Source organism: Roseateles microcysteis, from assembly GCF_036880965.1.
In the GTDB taxonomy this organism is placed as follows: Bacteria; Pseudomonadota; Gammaproteobacteria; order Burkholderiales; family Burkholderiaceae_C; genus JAUASW01.
Window position 1 is genome coordinate 40,096 of record NZ_JBAJMV010000003.1, and the last position, 15,302, is coordinate 55,397.

The 15,302-nt window shown below is 66.5% G+C and carries 15 protein-coding genes; 13 read left to right on the plus strand and 2 right to left on the minus strand.

Annotation, left to right across the window (positions count from 1 at the left end; all coding sequences use genetic code 11):
* Positions 1-111: 111 nt before the first annotated feature.
* The 7 genes from V3596_RS09210 to V3596_RS09240 all read left to right on the plus strand — a co-directional run bounded on the left by V3596_RS09210 (position 112) and on the right by V3596_RS09240 (position 5,828).
* Positions 112-786 (plus strand): 3-oxoacid CoA-transferase subunit A, encoded by a 675-nt coding sequence (locus V3596_RS09210; RefSeq protein ID WP_334277416.1) that lies wholly within the window; start codon positions 112-114, stop codon positions 784-786.
* Complete coding sequence (locus tag V3596_RS09215; RefSeq protein ID WP_334277417.1) at positions 783-1,415, plus strand: 3-oxoacid CoA-transferase subunit B; 633 nt, start codon at positions 783-785, stop codon at positions 1,413-1,415. The genes V3596_RS09210 and V3596_RS09215 overlap by 4 nt, the downstream gene beginning before the upstream one ends.
* A 29-nt stretch (positions 1,416-1,444) precedes the next feature.
* Positions 1,445-2,647, plus strand: a complete 1,203-nt coding sequence (pcaF, locus tag V3596_RS09220) for a 3-oxoadipyl-CoA thiolase (RefSeq protein WP_334277418.1) — start codon at positions 1,445-1,447, stop codon at positions 2,645-2,647.
* 61 nt (positions 2,648-2,708) lie between these two features.
* Positions 2,709-3,002 (plus strand): hypothetical protein, encoded by a 294-nt coding sequence (locus tag V3596_RS09225; protein WP_334277419.1) that lies wholly within the window; start codon positions 2,709-2,711, stop codon positions 3,000-3,002.
* Between the two features lie 49 nt (positions 3,003-3,051).
* Positions 3,052-3,885, plus strand: a complete 834-nt coding sequence (locus V3596_RS09230; protein ID WP_334277420.1) for an IclR family transcriptional regulator domain-containing protein — start codon at positions 3,052-3,054, stop codon at positions 3,883-3,885.
* Between the two features lie 52 nt (positions 3,886-3,937).
* On the plus strand, positions 3,938-5,122 hold the full coding sequence (gene pobA / locus V3596_RS09235; protein WP_334277421.1) for a 4-hydroxybenzoate 3-monooxygenase: 1,185 nt from the start codon (positions 3,938-3,940) through the stop codon (positions 5,120-5,122).
* Complete coding sequence (locus V3596_RS09240) at positions 5,115-5,828, plus strand: YceI family protein (protein WP_334277422.1); 714 nt, start codon at positions 5,115-5,117, stop codon at positions 5,826-5,828. The genes pobA and V3596_RS09240 overlap by 8 nt, the downstream gene beginning before the upstream one ends.
* On the opposite strand, the gene V3596_RS09245 is transcribed toward V3596_RS09240, so the two are convergent.
* Entirely contained in the window at positions 5,794-7,296 is a 1,503-nt protein-coding gene (locus V3596_RS09245; protein WP_334277423.1) for a 3-hydroxyacyl-CoA dehydrogenase, read from the minus strand. The two genes, V3596_RS09240 and V3596_RS09245, sit on opposite strands and share 35 nt — an antisense overlap.
* Positions 7,293-8,087 (minus strand): enoyl-CoA hydratase-related protein, encoded by a 795-nt coding sequence (locus V3596_RS09250; protein WP_334277424.1) that lies wholly within the window; start codon positions 8,085-8,087, stop codon positions 7,293-7,295. Before V3596_RS09250 ends, V3596_RS09245 begins: the two co-directional genes overlap by 4 nt.
* A 100-nt stretch (positions 8,088-8,187) precedes the next feature.
* Here V3596_RS09250 and V3596_RS09255 point away from each other — a divergent pair, with 100 nt between their 5' ends.
* The 6 genes from V3596_RS09255 to fdhF are packed head-to-tail and all read left to right on the plus strand — an operon-like array spanning position 8,188 to position 15,300.
* Entirely contained in the window at positions 8,188-9,141 is a 954-nt protein-coding gene (locus V3596_RS09255; protein WP_334277425.1) for a TerB family tellurite resistance protein, read from the plus strand.
* 11 nt (positions 9,142-9,152) lie between these two features.
* Complete coding sequence (locus tag V3596_RS09260) at positions 9,153-9,545, plus strand: VOC family protein (protein ID WP_334277426.1); 393 nt, start codon at positions 9,153-9,155, stop codon at positions 9,543-9,545.
* A gap of 5 nt (positions 9,546-9,550) precedes the next feature.
* A complete protein-coding gene (locus V3596_RS09265; RefSeq protein ID WP_334277427.1) occupies positions 9,551-10,342 on the plus strand; it encodes an alpha/beta fold hydrolase in 792 nt (263 codons plus the stop codon).
* Between the two features lie 25 nt (positions 10,343-10,367).
* A complete protein-coding gene (locus tag V3596_RS09270) occupies positions 10,368-10,838 on the plus strand; it encodes a formate dehydrogenase subunit gamma (protein ID WP_334277428.1) in 471 nt (156 codons plus the stop codon).
* Positions 10,835-12,391, plus strand: coding sequence for a formate dehydrogenase beta subunit (locus tag V3596_RS09275; protein ID WP_334277429.1), 1,557 nt, complete (start codon positions 10,835-10,837; stop codon positions 12,389-12,391). The genes V3596_RS09270 and V3596_RS09275 overlap by 4 nt, the downstream gene beginning before the upstream one ends.
* Positions 12,392-12,411: 20 nt before the next feature.
* Entirely contained in the window at positions 12,412-15,300 is a 2,889-nt protein-coding gene (gene fdhF / locus V3596_RS09280) for a formate dehydrogenase subunit alpha (protein ID WP_334277430.1), read from the plus strand.
* The last annotated feature ends 2 nt before the right edge of the window (positions 15,301-15,302 follow it).

Below are 15,302 nucleotides of genomic sequence, written 5' to 3' on the forward strand. Positions count from 1 at the left end.
ATTGCCGTGCATATTGTCACGTGCATCGCCAGCCGCATGGACGGATACTCGAGACCAGGTTCAATTAATGAACCTCAGTTCTATTAATGAACTTTCAGCCCCAGGCCCTTGATGATCAACAAGTTGCGCGAGTCCGCTGATGCCGCCCTGGCCGACGTGCCGGACGGCGCCGCCGTGATGGTCGGCGGCTTTGGGTCGGCCGGTCAGCCGGTGGCGCTGATCGATGCCTTGCTGGCACAGGGGGCGCGCGAACTGACCGTGATCAGCAACAACGCCGGCAATGGCGATGTCGGGCTTGCAGCGCTGCTGGCTGCAGGGCGCGTGCGCAAGATCATCTGCTCCTTCCCGCGCCAGGCCGATTCGCACCATTTCGACCGCCTTTACCGCGCCGGCCAGATCGAGCTGGAGCTGGTGCCGCAAGGCAATCTGGCCGAGCGAATCCGCGCGGCCGGGGCCGGGATCGGCGCCTTCTTCACGCCAACCGGTGCCGGCACCGAGCTGGCGCGCGGCAAGGAGCAGCGCGAGATCGCCGGCCGCATGCAGGTGCTGGAGTACCCGATCCATGCCGACTACGCGCTGGTGCAGGCGCAGCGCGGCGATCGCTGGGGCAATCTCTGCTATCGCAAGACGGCCCGCAACTTCGGGCCGGTGATGGCGGCGGCGGCGCGCATCACGGTTGCCGCGGTGCGCGAGTTCGTCGAGCTGGGCGAGATCGACCCCGAGACGGTGATCACGCCAGGCATTCATGTCCAGCGGCTCGTTCACTTGCCGGAGGCCGCCGCATGAAGCGTTGGAGCCGCGATGAGATGGCCAGCCGACTGGCCCGCGACATTCCAGAGGGCGCCGTGGTCAACCTGGGCATCGGGCTGCCGACGCTGGTCGCCGCGCATCTGCCCGCCGGGCGCGAGATCATCCTGCATAGCGAGAACGGCCTCCTCGGCATGGGCCCGCCGCCCGCCGCTGGGTTCGAAGACGCCGAACTGATCAATGCCGGCAAGCAGCCGGTGACCTTGAAACCTGGTGGCTCGTTTTTCCATCAAGCCGACAGCTTTGCCATGATGCGCGGCGGTCATCTGGACCTGTGCGTGCTGGGCGCTTTCCAGGTTTCGGTCCGTGGCGACCTGGCCAATTGGCACACGGGTGCAGCGGACGCAATTCCCGCTGTCGGTGGCGCGATGGACCTGGCCTTGGGCGCCAAGCAGGTCTTCGTGATGATGGACTTGCTGGACCGCGAGGGAAAGCCGAAGCTGGTGAGCGAATGCAGCTATCCGCTGACGGCCACCCGCTGCGTTGCGCGAATCTACTCGGACCTGGCCGTCCTCGAAATCACACCCGCCGGCCTGCGCCTGCTGGACTGCTGCGAAGGCCTGGACTTATCCAAGCTGCAAGGCCTGCTCGGCCTGCCTCTCCATTGATTGCACAGAAACAAACCAGGAGCCTCACCATGAACCACGCCTTCATCTGCGACGCGCAGCGCACACCTTTCGGCCGCTATGGCGGCGCACTGTCTTCGGTGCGCGCCGACGACCTGGGCGCCATCCCGCTGCGCGCCTTGATGGCCCGCAACCCCGGCGTCGATTGGGAAGCGCTGGACGATGTGCTGTTCGGATGCGCCAACCAGGCCGGCGAGGACAACCGCAATGTCGCCCGCATGTCCGCACTGCTGGCTGGCCTGCCCGTCAGTGCACCGGGCATGACGATCAACCGCCTCTGCGGCTCCGGCCTGGACGCCGTGGGCTCGGCCGCGCGCGCCATCCGTGCCGGCGAAGCCGGGCTGATGATTGCCGGCGGCGTAGAGAGCATGAGCCGTGCCCCCTTCGTCATGCCCAAAGCCGACAGCGCCTTCTCGCGCAGCAACGCGATCTACGACACGACGATTGGCTGGCGCTTCATCAACAAATTGATGAAGGAGCAGTACGGCGTCGACTCGATGCCTGAGACGGCCGAGAACGTGGCTGGCGACTTCGGCATCTCCCGCGAGGCGCAGGACCGCATGGCCCTGGCCAGCCAGCAAAAGGCCGTGGCGGCACAGGAGGCAGGTTTCTTCAGCGCCGAGATCACGCCGGTCAGCATTGCCCAGAAGAAGGGCGAAGCCCTGGTCATGGACCGCGACGAGCACCCGCGTGCCACGAGCCTGGAGGCCTTGGCCAAGCTCAAGCCCATCGTGCGCCCAGACGGCACGATCACCGCCGGCAATGCCTCCGGCGTCAATGACGGCGCCTGCGCCCTCTTGCTGGCCAACGAGGCCAGCGCCGCCCGCCACGGCCTGACGCCGCGCGCCCGCGTGCTGGCCATGGCCACGGCCGGCGTAGCGCCGCGCATCATGGGCATGGGGCCGGCGCCTGCCACGCGCAAGGTGCTGGCGCTTGCCGGCCTCTCCCTGAACCAGATCGACCTGATCGAGCTGAACGAAGCGTTCGCCGCGCAAGGCCTGGCCGTGCTGCGCGACCTGGGCCTTGCAGACGACGACGCTCGGGTCAATCCGAACGGCGGCGCCATAGCGCTGGGACATCCGCTCGGCGCAAGTGGCGCACGCTTGGTCACGACGGCCGTCAATCAGTTGCACCGCAGCGGCGGCCGCTATGCCTTGTGCACCATGTGCATCGGCGTCGGCCAGGGCATAGCACTGGTGCTCGAGCGCGTATGAGCACGCAGGGCGAAATGCGCCCGGCCGTCCCTTGATTTCGGGACGGATTCCATAAGAAAACATGCGCAATACCAACACGTTTGGCATACCCCTGTTCAGGTTGTCGTCAGACCAATTGATGTTGCCGGTGGGATACTGGATCCAGATTGGCCTGTGCAGCGCACATGAAGCGGTTCAAACCGACGCGCTGCCGTTCGCATTCGCCGCAATGAGCACATCGAAAGCACTTTTCCAAGTTCTTTCGCCAGTATTTGCTCCAATTCCCCAGGATGGTGCGGTTTCGTGCGATTGGCGATTCAGGGATGGTGTCAATGAGCGGACAAAGCGGTTGTCCATCCCTATAGTCGCCGGCTGACCTGCTTGCGCCCCGCAGTTTTGGGCGTTAATCGCACATTCAGTTTTCGATGTCTGCAGCTCGCGCCTTTGACGACCTGAGTTCCACGCCTTTGCCGGCGACCGAAGCCGAGGCCACGCAAGGCACCACGCCGCTCAAGCGTGACCTGGTGGCTGGCCTTGAAAAAGGCCTGGCCGTGATCGAAGCCTTCGATCAGGAACGCCCCCGACTCACCATCAGTGAGGTTGCCGCTCGTACCGGCCTGACCCGTGCGGCCGCGCGCCGCTACCTGCTGACGCTGACCCATCTGGGTTTCGTGTCGCAGGACCGCAAGATGTTTGCCCTGACCCCGCGCGTGCTGCGCCTGGGTCAGAGCTACATGCATTCGGCCCGGCTGCCGCGCATCGTCGAGCCTGAGCTGCACAAGCTGGCCTACGCCCTGAAGGAAGCCAGCTCGGCCGGTGTCCTGGACGGCAACGACGTGATCTGCATCTCGGCCGCCAGTGCCGGCCGTGTGGTCTCGCCGACGCTGCAACCCGGCGCCCGCGTGCCGGCGCATTGCTCCGGCATCGGCCGCGTGCTGCTCGCCGCCCTGCCGCAAGCCGAAGTCGACGCCTGGATCGCCAAGCAGGACTTCAAGCCGCTCACCGCCCACACCATCGTCCATCCCGAGCGCCTGCGCATCGAGATCGCCCGTGCCCGTTCGCTCGGCTACGCCGTGATCGATCAGGAGCTGGAGCTGGGCCTGCGCACGCTGGCCGTGCCGCTGAAGAACTACCGCGGCGATGTGGTGGCCGCCATGACGCTGTGCGTCCATGCCTCGCGCATGAGCATGGAACAGATGGTTGAACTTTGCCTGCCTCCCCTCTTGCAGGCCCAGGCGCATTTGCGCATGCTGCTGTAAGTCCGCAGCGCAATGACAGTCAGGCGGGCCTTCACCTCAGGAGACCCGCCTCATGCAATCCACCCAGGTCGCCATCATCGGCGCCGGGCCTTCGGGCCTGTTGCTGGGCCAGTTGCTGAGCCGAGCCGGCATCCACAACGTCATTCTTGAACAGCGCAGCGACGAGCATGTGCTGGCCCGGGTGCGCGCCGGCATCCTGGAGCAAGGCACGGTCGATCTGCTGGAAGAAGCCGGCGTGGCTGACCGGCTGCACCAGGAAGGTCTGGTGCATGACGGCATCTATATCGCCTTCAACGGCGAACGCCAGCACATCGCCCTGTCGAGCCTGACCGGCGGCCGTTCGGTCACCGTCTATGGCCAGACCGAGATCACCCGCGACCTGATGGCCGCGCGCGCCGCGGCCGGCTTGAGCACGCACTACGAAGCCGCCGGCGTGGCGCTGCACGACTTCGAGAGCGGCGGCAAGCCCTGGGTCAGCTATCTGCGCAACGGCAAGCCCGAGGTGCTGCATTGCGACTACATCGCCGGCTGCGACGGCTTCCATGGCGTGTCGCGCCACAGCATTGCGCCCGACGCCTTCAAGACCTTCGAGCGCACCTATCCCTTCGGCTGGCTGGGCGTGCTGGCAGACACGCCACCCGTGGCACCCGAGCTGGTCTATGCCCAGCATCCGCGAGGCTTTGCCTTGTGCAGCATGCGCAGCAGGACACGCAGCCGCTGCTACATCCAATGCTGCCTGACCGACTCGCTGAATCAATGGAGCGACGAGCTGTTCTGGGCCGAGCTGCGCATGCGGCTCGATCCGGTCTCCGCCGCCGCGCTGCAACCGGCCGCAGCGCTGGAGAAGAGCATTGCGCCGCTGCGCAGCTTCGTGGCTGAGCCGATGCGCTTCGGCCGGCTCTTCCTGGCCGGCGACGCGGCGCACATCGTGCCGCCCACCGGCGCCAAGGGCCTGAACCTCGCGGCTTCTGACGTGCGCTATCTTGCTCAGGGCCTGATCGAGCACTACCGCGAACACAGCAGCATCGCGCTCAACCACTATTCGGCGCGCGCGCTGCAGCGGGTCTGGCGGGCCGAGCGCTTTTCCTGGGCAATGACGCGGCTGCTGCACAGCTTCCCGGACCAGGGCAGCTTCGACCACAGGCTGCAGCAGGCCGAGCTCGACTATCTGTTCAGCTCCACAGCAGCCCAGACATCACTGGCGGAAAACTATGTGGGCCTGGCGCTCGATGCTTAAGCGTCGCTCCTTCATCGCTCTGGCGCTGGCCCTGGCCGGTTGTGCAACACCGCCGGTATCCACTGTCCCGCTCGCCAGCTGGGAAGCGCTGCAAGTCCAAGCCGGTGAGCAGCCACTGGGCATCGACAAGCAAGCCTCCAAGCTGCGCGCCTACATCTTTCGCGCCGGTGCAGCGGCCCGCCTCGGTCACAACCATGTGCTGAGCGCGACCGACTTTGATGCGCGCGCCTTTCTAGGCGAAACCGGCTTGAGTTCAGCGCGGCTGCAGATGGACTTGCAGCTCGACAAGCTGCTGGTCGACGACCCGACCCTGCGCGCCGAACTGGGCGGTGCTTTCGCCAAGCCGCTGGACGCTGACGCGATCCAGGGCACGCGAGCCAACATGCTGGGCGAGCGAGGGCTGCAGGCCACGGTCTACCCGCTCCTGCGCCTGCGCTCCGTGAAGCTGGTCGGCGAAGCGCCGCGCCTGGCGGCCCTGGTCGAGATCGAGCTCCACGGCCAGCGTCGACAGCAATGGCTGGTCTTGCGGGTGAACGAGCAAGAGCGCCGACTGACAGTCAGCGGCTCGCTGGTCCTGCGTCAAACCGATTTCGGCTTGCAGCCCTTCAGCCTCTTGGGTGGTTTGTTGGCCGTGTCAGATGAGATCGTCGTGGAGTTCGAGATCGCCTTGGTCAAGCCCAACGCCGCTGCTGCAGCAACGGGCTGATCCGGTAGCGCTCGCTGCGATAGGCGGCGAACAAGCCATCCAGCGTTTCGGCCACCGTGCTGGCGCCCAGCAGAGCCAGCCATTCAAACGGCCCGGCCGGGTAATTGACGCCGAGCTTCATCGCCGTGTCTGCACCGGCCTCGTCGCAAACGCCCTGCCAGACGGCATCGGCCCCTTCGTTGACCAGCATCGCCACCGTGCGCGCCACCACCAGGCCCGGTGCATCGCGCACCACGAGCGGCTGCCAGCCCAGGTGCAGGAGCAGATCTTCCGCCTGGGCTTGATGCGCAGCCGACAGCTTGGGCGCAAGCGACAAGGCCAGCGCATCGCAGCGATCCGGCGCGACCGGCCAGTCGATCACCGCCAGCGCCGGATGCTGGCGATCATGGGCCAACTGCGCTGCGCTGACGCCGCTGCTCAGGTGCAGCTGCAGCTCGCCGATTTGCAGGCCACACCAGTCCGCAGACTCGCCGCGCGAAAACACCAGTCCCTTGTGAGTGAGCCAGCCGGCCAGCGTATCGACCAAGCCCCCGCGGCCGCACAAGGTCAGCGCGTGCGGCACATCACCGGCGGGCGCCGGCACGCTTGCGGCAGCCGCCGGCGTGCCGACATAGAAGCCCTTGCCGACCTTGCGGCCCAGCCGACCGCCGTCCACCAGCGCGCGCTGCACCAGCGAGGGCTGATAGCGCTTGTCGCCAAAGTTCGCCTCGAACACCGACTGCGTGACCAGGAAGTTGGTGTCGTGCCCGATCAGGTCCATCAGCTCGCAAGGTCCCATGCGGAACCCCGCGCCGCGCAGGGCGCGATCCAGATGCGCGGGCTCGGCGGCCTGCTCCAGCAGCAAGGCCAGCGTCTCGGCGTAATACGGCCGCGCAATCCGGTTGACGATGAAGCCCGGCGTGGACCTGGCATGCACCGGCGTCTTGCCCCAACGCCTGGACAGATCAAAGATCGCATCGGCAATGGCCGGCTCGGTCTCGGCACCCGACACCACTTCCACCAGCTTCATCAGCGGCACCGGGTTGAAGAAGTGCATGCCCACCAGGCGCTGCGGATTCGCCATGCCATTGGCCAGCGCCGTGACGCTGATGGAAGACGTGTTGGAGGCAATGATGGCCGCCGGCGCCAGCAAGCCGTCGAGCTCGCGCAGGAGTGCCTGCTTGGGCTCGAGCTTCTCGACAATGACCTCGATCACCAGCGCTGCATCAGCCAGCTCGGCCGTGGCGATGGCGGGCTGGATGCGAGCGATCACCGCGTCGCGTTCCTCGGCCGTCATGCGGCCCTTGGCCACGAGGCCGTCCAGGCCCTTGGCCGTCTGCGCAATCGCCGCAGCTGCAGCGCCTTCGCGCACGTCGAGCAGGCGCACCGGATGCCCGGCCTGGGCGGCCACCTGAGCAATGCCTGCGCCCATTACACCGGCGCCGACGACACCGATCAGGGCGCCTTCCTGAATCTTGTTTTCACTCACGTCTTGTCTCCTGGAATCCATGCCGCCGAGCGCTTGCCGGTGAAGGCCGCAAAGCCCTCGCGGGCTTCATCGCCCATGCGCACGCGGGCAATCGTCTGCGCCGTCAGCTCGCGCACCTCGGCCGTCACCGGGCCGACTTCCAATTGCGCGAACAGCTTCTTGATCTCGCCCTGCGCCTGCGGGCCGTTCTGCAAGAGCTCGTGGATCCAGCGCTCCAGCGCCACATCGAGCTCGTCACCTGGCACGACCTCATGCACCAGGCCCATCTGCAAGGCAGGCTCGGCACCGATGCGGCTGGCCGTCAGCGCGAGCCGACGCGCCTGGCGTGGCCCGACGGCGTTGATCACATAGGGGCCGATCACGGCGGGCAGGATGCCGAAACGCGCCTCGCTGACCGCGAACTTGGCGTCGTCTGCGGCAACTGCAATATCGCAGGCCGCGACCAGGCCCACGCCTCCGCCCAGCGCCAGGCCCTGCACGCGCGCCAGCACCGGCTTCGGGGACTCGGCAATCGCTGACAGCATCCCGGCAAAGCGGCGCGCGTCGGCCAGGTTGTCTTCATGCGAAGCAGCCGCGGCGCGCTTCATCCAGGCGATGTCGGCGCCGGCGCTGAAGGCCTTGCCGGCGCCGGCCAGCACGATCACGCGCACCTTGGGGTCGGCCACGAGGTGACCCATGGCCTGCGCCATCTCGCCGATCATGGTTTCGTTGAAGGCGTTGAACACCTCCGGGCGCGTCATCGTCAGATGGGCCACGCCGCGCGCGTCGACGGCGATGTGCAATGTGTCCACAGTGGGGCTCCTGGTCAGTGCGCGAAGTATCGCAGCCGGGCACCGTGGCAAACTCGCCGGCAAACATGGAGAGGTCGGCGCACAGCCGGGCAAGGGGACGATGAACACAGAGCAAAGGCCCAGATTCGAAGGCATAGATGCGCTGGTGCTGGAGCCGCTGCGCTTCAAGGCGCGGCTGGCCATCGGCGAGAACGCCTACGCCTCGTTGCGCAACGTCAATGCAGCGCGCAAGTACTGGGACCTGGTTGGCGCAGCCGGTGCTGGCGCAGCGCTCACCAAGACGGGCCTGCTGGCTCTGGGCGCGGCGAGCACGCCGCTTGGCTGGGTGCTGGCGGGCGCGGCGCTGTCCGGCGGCGCCTGGTGGGGCGTGATGCGGGTGCTCAATGGCGCGACCGAAGATCGCGTCATCGTGATTCCGAAGTTCATCAACACACCGATCGACCTGCTGGCCCTGAGCCTTTTCGACCTGATGGCACCGCTGGCCTTGAAGCTGGCGGATGCAGATGGCGAAGTTTCGGCCTCCGAGCGCGATGCCATCCACAGGCATCTGACCCAGGACTGGGGCTACAACCCGGCCTTCGTCGGCGAAGCGCTGGCCCTGATCGAGCCTCGTCTGGCCGCGTTCCAGATCGAGGAGGTCGCCGCCCAACTGGCCACCTTCATCAAGGGCAGCCCGGACTGCAACTACGCGGCCATGATCCGCGACCTGCTCGCTTTCCTGAAGACGGTGACCGAGGCCGACGGCCAGATCGATGCGCGCGAGGAAGCTGCGCTGCAAGCCGTGACGGCGGTGTTCACCGACATCGGCAAGAGCAAGTTCGACAAGGCCCTGGACACCGCCTTGGAGACCGCCGGCAATGCCGCGCAAACCAGCAAGCAAGCCGTTCAGGACCTGGCCGAGAAGCCTGCCGTCAAGGAGCTCGCCACCAGCTTGAAGAAGCAGGCCGAGCGGGGGCTGCAGGCTTCCGGCTCGGCGCTGGGCCAGCTGGCTGATCGATCCCTGGACGCGGCCGGCATCGCACTGGACAAGCTCAAGAAGCTGCGCAAGCCTTGAGGAATCAGGCCATGAGCATCCAACTCGACCACGCCATCGTCCCATCACGAGACAAGGTGGCCGCTGCGAAGCAGCTGGCTGAACTGCTGGACGTGCCTTGGTCGCCCACAGGCCTAGGCCCGTTCGCGCCAGTGTTCGTCAACGACGGCCTGACGCTGGACTTCATCGACACCGATGAAGCCTTCGAGATCTATCACTTCTGCTTCCGCGTCGATCAGGCAAAGTTCGACGCCATCCTGGCGCGCTTGCAGGCGGCCGGCATCCCTTACCGCAGCAATGTGCGCGGCCCCATGGACATGCAGATCAACCACGACTACGGCGGCAGCATGGTCTATTGGAATGTGCCGGACGGCCATCAGTGGGAAATGCTGACTGTCAGTTACGCGCGGCAACCGCCAGCTTGATGGCCATGTCCGATCCCTTTCTGCAAACGCTGCCCGGCACTGCAATCCAGATCGAGGCGCAATGGATCAATGAGGAACGGCAGCGCCCGCTGATCGTCTTCCTGCACGAGGGCCTGGGTTCGCTGTCGCAGTGGAAGGATTTTCCGCAGCGGCTTTGCGATGCGGCGAACTGCCGGGGCCTCGTGTTCTCGCGGCCCGGCTATGGCAAGAGCAGCCCACGCACTGAGCCCTGGCCGCAGGACTATCTGCAGGAGCAGGCGCGGCATCTGCTGCCCGCGTTCTTCGACTCGCTCGGCTTGCAAGACGAGCCCCTGCTGCTGTTCGGCCACAGCGATGGCGCCAGCCTGGCGCTGCTGTTCGCCGCCTACTTCCCGCAGCGGATTCGCGCGCTGGTGGCGATGGCGCCGCATCTCTTTGTCGAACCCATCACCATCATCGGCCTGCGCGCCGCCAAGCAGGCCTACGAGCAGGAACGCAGCCCCTTGCGCGCGGCGCTGGCGCGACATCACCGGGATACCGATTCGGCCTTCTACGGCTGGAACGATGCCTGGCTGCGGCCCGGCTTCGAGGGGCAGTGGAATATCGAGTCGGACCTTCGCGACCATCTCGCCTGCCCGGTGCTGGCCATCCAGGGCGTGGACGATGAGTACGCGACGCTGGAACAAATCCGCGCAATCCAGCGCATGCATTCCACCACCCGGCTGCTGGCCCTGGAACAATGCAGGCATTCACCGCAGCGCGATCAGCCCGAACGGGTGATCGCCAGCACGGCCGCCTTCTTTTCCGAATTGCGCTGATTGGCGCTGAACAAAGTCCTGCCCCATGAGTTCCTCGATAGAAAGCCAGGTGCGTGAAGTGCTCGCCGAGCAGCCGCTGCAGGAAGGCGCCCTGCTGCCGCTCTTGCATGCGATCCAGGAGCGCCTGGGCCATGTGCCGCCGGCCGCCGTGCCGCTGCTGGCCGAGCATCTGAATCTGTCGCGCGCCGAGGTGCATGGCGTGATCAGCTACTACCATTTCTTCCGCAGCACGCCGCCAGGCCGGCATGTGGTGCAGGTCTGCCGGGCCGAGGCCTGCCAGTCGCGCGGCGCGGATGCCTTGCTGGCGCATGCCGAGCAGGTGCTGGGCTGCGCGGCCCACCAAACGCGGGCTGACGGCGCGGTGACGCTGGAGCCGGTGTACTGCCTGGGGCTGTGTGCTTCGTCACCGGCCTTGCAGATCGACGATCAGATGCATGCCCGGGTGACGCCCCAGCGGTTCGACCAGTTGATCGCGAAGCTGGAGGGCCTGCGATGAGCGCGCCCGTCCGTGTCTACGTGCCGCGGGATTCCGCAGCGCTGGCCGTGGGGGCCGACGAGGTGGCCGCTGCGCTGCAAGCCGAATGCGCGCGCAACGGCCTTGCCGTCGAGATCGTTCGCAATGGTTCGCGCGGCCTGTTCTGGCTGGAGACGATGGTGGAGGTGGAAACGCCCGCCGGCCGCGTGGCCTATGGCCCAGTCATCGCAGAGGATGTGCCTTCGCTGCTGGACGCCGGGCTGCTGCATGGCCGCGCCCATCCGCTCTGCCAGGGACTCACCGAACAGATCCCCTTTCTCGCCAAGCAGGAGCGGCTGAACTTCCGCCGCATGGGCGTGACAGATCCGCTCTCGCTGGCCGACTACGAAGCGATGGAAGGCTGGGCCGGCCTGCGCGCGGCCCTGGCGCTGGATGGCGCAGCCATCGTCCAGCAGGTGCTCGATTCCGGCCTGCGCGGCCGCGGCGGCGCCGCCTTCCCGACCGGCATCAAGTGGAAGACGGTGCTGGCCGCTGAAGGCCCGCAGAAGTACGTGGTCTGCAATGCCGACGAAGGCGACTCCGGCAGCTACGCCGACCGCATGGCGATGGAAGGCGACCCCTTCATGCTGATCGAAGGCATGGCCATCGCGGGCCTGGCCGTCGGCGCCACCCGGGGCTATGTCTACATCCGCTCCGAATACCCGCATGCGATTGCCGTGATGAACGAGGCGATTGCTCGGGCCACGAAGGCCGGCTTCCTCGGCGAGAGCGTCTGCGGCAGTGGCCGCGCCTTCACGTTGCAGGTTCGCAAGGGCGCGGGTTCCTATGTGTGTGGCGAGGAAACGGCGATGCTGGAAAGCATCGAAGGCAAGCGCGGCGTGGTGCGGGCCAAGCCACCGCTGCCCGCCATCGAAGGCCTGTTCGGCCTGCCCACGGTCATCAACAACGTGCTGAGCTTTGCCGCCGTGCCGCTGGTGCTGTCGCGCGGCGCCGCCTTCTACCGGGACTTCGGCGTCGGCCGTTCGCGCGGCACCCTGCCCTTCCAGCTGGCCGGCAACATCTTGCGTGGCGGCCTGGTCGAGAAGGCCTTTGGCCTGAGCCTGCGCGAGCTGCTGTTCGACTTCGGCGGTGGCTCGGCCAGTGGCCGCCCCATCAAGGCGGTGCAGGTGGGCGGCCCGCTGGGCAGCTATGTGCCTGAATCGCAATGGGACCTGCCGCTGGACTATGAAGCCTATGCCGCGGTCGGCGCCGTGCTGGGCCATGGCGGCGTCGTGGTGCACGACGACACCGCAGACATGGCCAAGCTGGCCCGCTATGCGATGGAGTTCTGCGCCATCGAGTCGTGCGGCAAGTGCACGCCCTGCCGGATCGGGTCCACGCGCGGCGTCGAGGTGATCGACCGGATCCGCAACAACCAGAACCGCGAGCAGCAGGTCGCGCTCCTGCGCGACCTTTGCGACACCATGACCCACGGCTCGCTGTGCGCCATGGGCGGCATGACGCCCTTCCCCGTGCTGTCGGCCCTCGATCACTATCCGCAGGACTTCGGCCTGGCGGCGCCGGCGCGCACTTGAAGGCGGCCAGGAAAAAGAACATGCTCGATTCCGTGAAACACGCCGACATCGACCACGGCACACCCCGCCGTGAATCCACCGACACCGTGAAGCTGGAGATCGACGGCTTCGAAGTGGCCGTGCCCAAGGGCACCTCGCTGATGCGCGCGGCCATCGATGCGGGCATCCAGGTACCCAAGCTCTGCGCGACCGACAGTCTGGAACCCTTCGGTTCCTGCCGGCTCTGCCTGGTCGAAATCGAAGGCCGCAAGGGCTACCCCGCCTCCTGCACGACGCCAGCCGAAGCGGGCATGAAGGTGCGCACGCAAAGCCCGAAGCTGCAGGCGCTGCGCAAGGGCGTGATGGAGCTCTACATCTCCGACCATCCGCTGGACTGCCTGACCTGCTCGGCCAATGGCGACTGCGAATTGCAGACGCAGGCCGGCGTCGTGGGCCTGCGCAATGTTCGCTACGGCGTGGGCGAGGCTGCGGGTGCGCATCACTGCGATGCTGCGAAAGACGAATCCAACCCCTATTTCACCTACGACCCCAGCAAGTGCATCGTCTGCAACCGCTGTGTGCGCGCCTGTGAAGAGACCCAAGGCACCTTCGCCTTGACGATCTCGGGCCGCGGCTTCGAGGCGCGCGTGTCACCGGGCCAGGACCAGCCCTTCATGGAATCCGAATGCGTCAGCTGCGGCGCCTGCGTGCAGGCCTGCCCGACCGCCACGCTGCAGGAAAAGACGGTCATCGAGCTCGGCCAACCCGAGCACAGCGTCATCACCACCTGCGCCTATTGCGGCGTGGGCTGCAGCTTCAAGGCCGAGATGAAGGGCACGCAAGTCATGCGCATGGTGCCCTGGAAGGACGGCAAGGCCAACGAGGGCCACAGCTGCGTCAAGGGCCGCTTCGCCTGGGGCTATGCCACCCATGCAGACCGCATCACCAGGCCGATGATCCGCGCGTCGATTGACGACCCGTGGCAGGAGGTGAGCTGGGAAGCGGCGCTCACGCATGCGGCCAGCGAGTTCCGCCGCCTGCAGGCCAAGTACGGCAAGGATGCCATCGGCGGCATCACCTCCTCGCGCTGCACCAACGAAGAAACCTATCTGGTGCAGAAGCTGATACGCGCGGCCTTCGGCAACAACAATGTCGACACCTGCGCCCGCGTCTGCCATTCACCGACCGGCTATGGCCTGGGCCAGACGCTCGGCACCTCGGCCGGCACGCAGACCTTCGAGTCGGTCGACAAAGCCGACGTGATCATGGTGATCGGTGCGAACCCGACCGACGGCCATCCGGTGTTCGCCTCGCGCATGAAGAGGCGGCTGCGCGCCGGCGCCCGGCTGATCGTGGTCGATCCGCGCCGCATCGACATCGTCCGCTCGCCCCACATCCAGGCCGAGCACCATCTGCAATTGCGCCCCGGCACCAACGTGGCGGTGATCACGGCGATGGCGCATGTCATCGTCACCGAAGGGCTGGTGGCTGAGGCGTTTGTCGCCGAGCGTTGCGATGCCAAGTCCTTCGCCGACTGGCGCGCGTTCGTGGCCAAGCCGGAAAACTCCCCCGAGGCGCTGCAAGACGCTTCCGGCGTACCAGCGGCAGAGCTGCGCGCTGCCGCACGGCTCTATGCAACGGGTGGCAATGCAGCCATCTATTACGGCCTGGGCGTCACCGAGCACAGCCAGGGTTCGACCATGGTGATGGGCATCGCCAACCTCGCCATGGCCACCGGCAATATCGGCCGCGAAGGCGTAGGCGTGAACCCGCTGCGCGGCCAGAACAATGTGCAGGGCAGCTGCGACATGGGCAGCTTCCCGCATGAGCTGCCGGGCTACCGCCATGTGTCGGACAGCACCGTGCGCGCCAGCTTCGAGGCGGCCTGGGGCGTGGAGATCAACCCGGAGCCGGGCCTGCGAATTCCGAACATGTTCGACGCGGCCATCGCCGGCAGCTTCAAGGGCCTGTACTGCCAGGGCGAGGACATCGTGCAGTCCGACCCCAACACCCAGCATGTGTCGGCCGCGATGCGGGCGATGGAATGCGTGGTCGTGCAGGACATCTTCCTGAACGAGACGGCCAAGTACGCGCATGTCTTCCTGCCGGGTTCCTCGTTCCTGGAGAAGGACGGCACCTTCACCAATGCCGAACGCCGCATCTCGCGCGTTCGCAAGGTCATGCCGCCGCTGGCCGGCCTGGCCGATTGGGAAGTGACGGTGCGCCTCGCGAATGCGCTGGGCTACCCGATGGCCTACCAGAACCCGCAGGAAATCATGGCCGAGATCGCCGCGCTGACGCCCAGCTTCAGCGGTGTCAGCTACGAGAAGATCGAACGCTTTGGCAGCGTGCAATGGCCTTGCAACGACAGCACCGCTGAAGCCGGCACGGCCATCATGCATGTGGACCGCTTTGTGCGCGGCAAGGGCCGCTTCTTCATCACGCAGTACCTGCCCACCGATGAAAAGGTGACGCGCAAGTTCCCGCTGCTGCTGACCACCGGCCGCATCCTGAGCCAGTACAACGTCGGCGCGCAGACCCGCCGCACCGAGAACAATCGCTGGCACAGCGAAGACCGGCTGGAACTGCATCCGCACGACGCCGAAGAGCGCGGCATCAAGAACGACGACTGGGTCAGCATCAGGAGCCGCGCCGGCGAGACGGTGCTGCGCGCCACCATCACCGAGCGCATGCAGCCGGGCGTGGTCTACACCACCTTTCATTTCCCGGAGTCGGGCGCCAATGTGGTCACGACCGAAAACTCCGACTGGGCAACCAACTGCCCCGAGTACAAGGTGACGGCGGTGCAGGTGATGCCGGTGCAGCAGCCGGGGCATCTGTCGGCCTGGCAAATTGAGAACCAGCGCTTCGTGAGGGAGCAGCAGGATCTTCTGGACGCACGTGCAGAAGCTTCGGCGGCCGGGGATTGAAG